Here is a 3340-nt window from a genome sequence, read left to right as displayed (position 1 = left end):
AGGGAGGGAGGGGGGCGGGAGGGGGACGCGTCAGGCGGCGGCGCGGACGGTGAGGAGGCGGCGCAGGCGGTCGAGACGGGCGCAGCTGTCGTCCAGGCCGCCAGGGCGGGAGCGGAGCAGCCAGGTGCGCCGGTGCTCGGCGAGCAGGTCCTCCAGGCGACGCAGCAGCACGGCGGCACGGGGTGCCGGCAGCTCCTCCAGCCCGCCGGGACCGAGCCGCAGCACCTCGGCGCCGAAGCGGGCGAAGCGGATGGCCTGGCGCAGCTCGGCCAGCACCACGTCGCCGTCGGCGCAAGCCGGGTCGGCGCCGTCCAGCTCCTCCAGCGCGTCGGCGAGCAGCCGGTCGGCCGCCTCGACCCCGTCGGCCGAGGGCCAGGTGCCCTCCACCAGCGCGCCGGCGCGCAGCAGCACGGTGAACAGCTGGCTGGTGTTGAGCACCGGCGTGCCCAGCGCGGTGGCGGCCCGGCCGACCGCCACCAGCACCCGGCCGGTGGTGCCGGTCGGGTCGAGCAGCAGGTGCTGGTCGAGCACGGCGGCCAGGTCGAGGTCGCGGTTGGCCTCCAGGCCCCAGCTCAGCGCGCCGCCGAGCAGCAGCGGGCCGAAGGTGACCGAGGGCGGGTCGAAGTGGCCGTGGTCACCCCAGACGGTGTTGAGGTAGCCGCCGGCGCCGGACTCGACCGCCACCTCGGCGGCGTCCACCAGGTTGTCGACGGCGTTGTCCAGCCGGCCGACGAAGGACTGCCAGGTGCTGGTGCCCGGGGCCACCCAGAACGGCTCGCCGGCCCGGCTCAGCACCGCGGCGCGGGCCCGGAACCCGTCGGTGAGGGCGTCGACGTCGAGGCCGACCTCCTCCCACTGCGCGCGCAGCGCCGGCGAGGCGGCCGCGACCACCTCGCGGGTCAGCTGCGGTCCGTCGTACTGCCACACCACCGGGACGGCACCGGCCGGGGTGGTGCCCATCAGCTCGGGGTGCTCGCCGAACACGTCGGCCCAGAACTCCACCGTGTAGCCGCGCGTCGTCCAGTGCTCGACCACCCGGCGGACGTAGTCGAAGTACACGGGTCCGCTGCCGCGCCGGGCCACCTCCTCGGCGCTGACGCCCTGCCCCAGCTCCCACGGCTCGTCGGCGCCGATGTTGACCCGCCGGGAGCGGAAGTGCGGCAGCACCCCGGCCAGCACGTCGTTGACGAAGTCGGCGTTGTCGGCGGTCGGAGCCACCGTGCTCGGCCCGCGGTGCTCGCCGTGGATGTCGAACCCGTCCACGCACTCGGCCCGGGAGGCGTAGGCCGGGTGCTCCAGCCAGCGCTCCATGTGGCCCAGGGTGTTCTGGTTGGGCACCAGCTCGATCAGCCGGGCCGCGCACTCGTCGTCGAGCCAGGCGATGTCGGCGGCGGTGAGCGGGGAGGCGTCCTGCCAGACCACCTCGTGGCCGGGGTGGGCGAAGGTGTGCTCGGTGTAGAGCTCCAGGGTGTTCACCCGGGCCAGCTCGAGGACGTCGAGCAGCCGCAGCAGGGTGCGCCGGGTGGGCACCCGGTCGCGGCTGATGTCGAGCATCACCCCGCGGACGGCGATGTCGGGGGCGTCCTCGACCTCCATGGCGGTGGTGGCGAAGTCGCGGGAGCGGCGCAGCTGGGCCAGCGCCTGGCCGGCGTACCGCAGCCCGCGGGCGTCGGCGTGCTCGAGCAGCACCCGGCCGTCGCCGGTGGTCAGCCGGAAGCCCTCGGCGGGCAGCGCGGGGTCGGTGCGGGTCTCCAGCCGCGGATCGGGTCCGGGCCCGTCGCCGGCGAGCACGCGGGCCTGCCGGGGACGGGGGAAGAGCTGGTCGAGGGGTGTGGTCACGGTCGGTCCTTCCGGGGAGGTGGCCCGTCGGGGGCCGGGGTGCGGAGTCACTGCTGCTGGGCGGGGGAGTCGTCGGAGGAGAGCGAGAGCCGGGGCGGCGCCTCGGCCTCGACCCCCCACCAGGTGTCGGACTGGCCCTGGGTGGGGCCGTCGAGCCCGCGGAAGGCGATCTGGCGGGCCTCCAGCCGGGCGAGGTGGGTGGTGAGCCGGGGCAGGAAGGTGTCGAAGTCGTCCACGGCTCCGTTCCAGACCCGCTCGGCGAAGGCGCAGGTGCGCGGGAAGATCATGTACTCCGCCTTCTCGCGGCTGCTGATGAACTCCGTCCACAGGCACACCTGCGCCCCCAGCACGCGGGCCCGCTGCTCGGCCGGCAGGTCGGACAGCCACTCGTACTCGTAGACCTCGCGCAGGTCGGTGAGGTAGTGGGCGAAGATCCGCGGGCCGAGCGGCTCGCGGGCGTCGCGGGACTGCTTGTAGTCCAGGTAGAGGTGCTCCTGGTTGGCCACCACGATGTCGTGGCCCAGGGCGAGCGCCTCGCGAGCCTCGTCCTCCGAGCGCCAGGCCATCACGGTGGCGTCGGCAGGGAGCCGGCCGTTGAGGATCTCGTCCCAGCCGAGCAGCCGGCGTCCGCGGCTGGCCAGGTGCTCGCCCAGCTGGCGGGTGAACCAGTGCTGCAGCTCGTCCTCATCAGCCAGCCCCCGCTCGGCGATCAGCTGCTGCACCCGCGGGCTCTCCACCCACTCGGTGCGCGGGCTCTCGTCGCCCCCGATGTGGATGTAGGGGGAGGGGAACAGCTCGACGACCTCGTCGAGGATCGTCTTCATCGCCGCGACCGTGGCCTCGGACAGGTCGAGGACGTTGTGGGTGCGGGCCCAGCGGGTCAGCACCTCGAGCTGGGCGCCGGTGGTGCCCCACTCGGGGTAGGAGGCGATCGCGGCCAGCATGTGCCCGGGCATGTCGATCTCGGGCACCACGGTGATCCCGCGGTCGGCGGCGTAGGCGACGATGTCGGCGATGTCGGCCTTGGTGAAGAAGCCGCCGTGCGGACGTCCGTCGAAGGTGTCGGAGAAGCGGTAGCCGACCAGCGTCTCCCGCCGCCAGGCGCCCACCTCGGTGAGCCGGGGGAAGGCGTCGACCTGCAGCCGCCAGCCCTGGTCGTCGGTGAGGTGCAGGTGCAGCACGTTGAGCTTGTGCAGGGCCAGCGCGTCGATCAGGTCGTAGGTCCAGCGCACCCCGTGCCAGTGCCGGGAGACGTCGAGCATCAGCCCGCGCCAGCCGTGCCGCGGGGCGTCCAGGACGCTGACCGGCTCGGCCACCGCGGGGCCGCGGCCGGCGCGCCGGAAGGTGGCGGGGTCGAGCAGCTGGCGCAGGGTCTGCAGCGCGTGCGCGGCGCCGACGGCGGTGCTGGCGGTGACCACCACCCGCCCGTCGGAGACCTCCAGCGCGTAGCCCTCGGCGAGCACCGCCTCCGGGCCGCAGGCCGCCGCCAGCCCGGGCACCT

At 74.7% G+C, this 3340-nt stretch carries 2 protein-coding genes; both read right to left on the bottom strand.

Going from position 1 to position 3340, the window contains the following annotated elements; translation table 11 throughout:
• Positions 1 to 30 precede the first annotated feature (30 nt).
• Positions 31 to 1839, bottom strand: coding sequence for a family 20 glycosylhydrolase (locus tag DVA66_RS18535; protein WP_114561356.1), 1809 nt, complete (start codon positions 1837 to 1839; stop codon positions 31 to 33).
• A 47-nt stretch (positions 1840 to 1886) separates the two neighbouring features.
• The coding region (locus DVA66_RS18530; RefSeq protein ID WP_114561355.1) for a beta-N-acetylhexosaminidase at positions 1887 to 3340 on the bottom strand (1454 nt) is incomplete at its 5' end.

The sequence above is a fragment of the Desertihabitans aurantiacus genome, assembly GCF_003344635.1.
In the GTDB taxonomy this organism is placed as follows: Bacteria; Actinomycetota; Actinomycetes; order Propionibacteriales; family Propionibacteriaceae; genus Desertihabitans; species Desertihabitans aurantiacus.
This window is presented reverse-complemented; position numbering and strand designations above follow the sequence as displayed.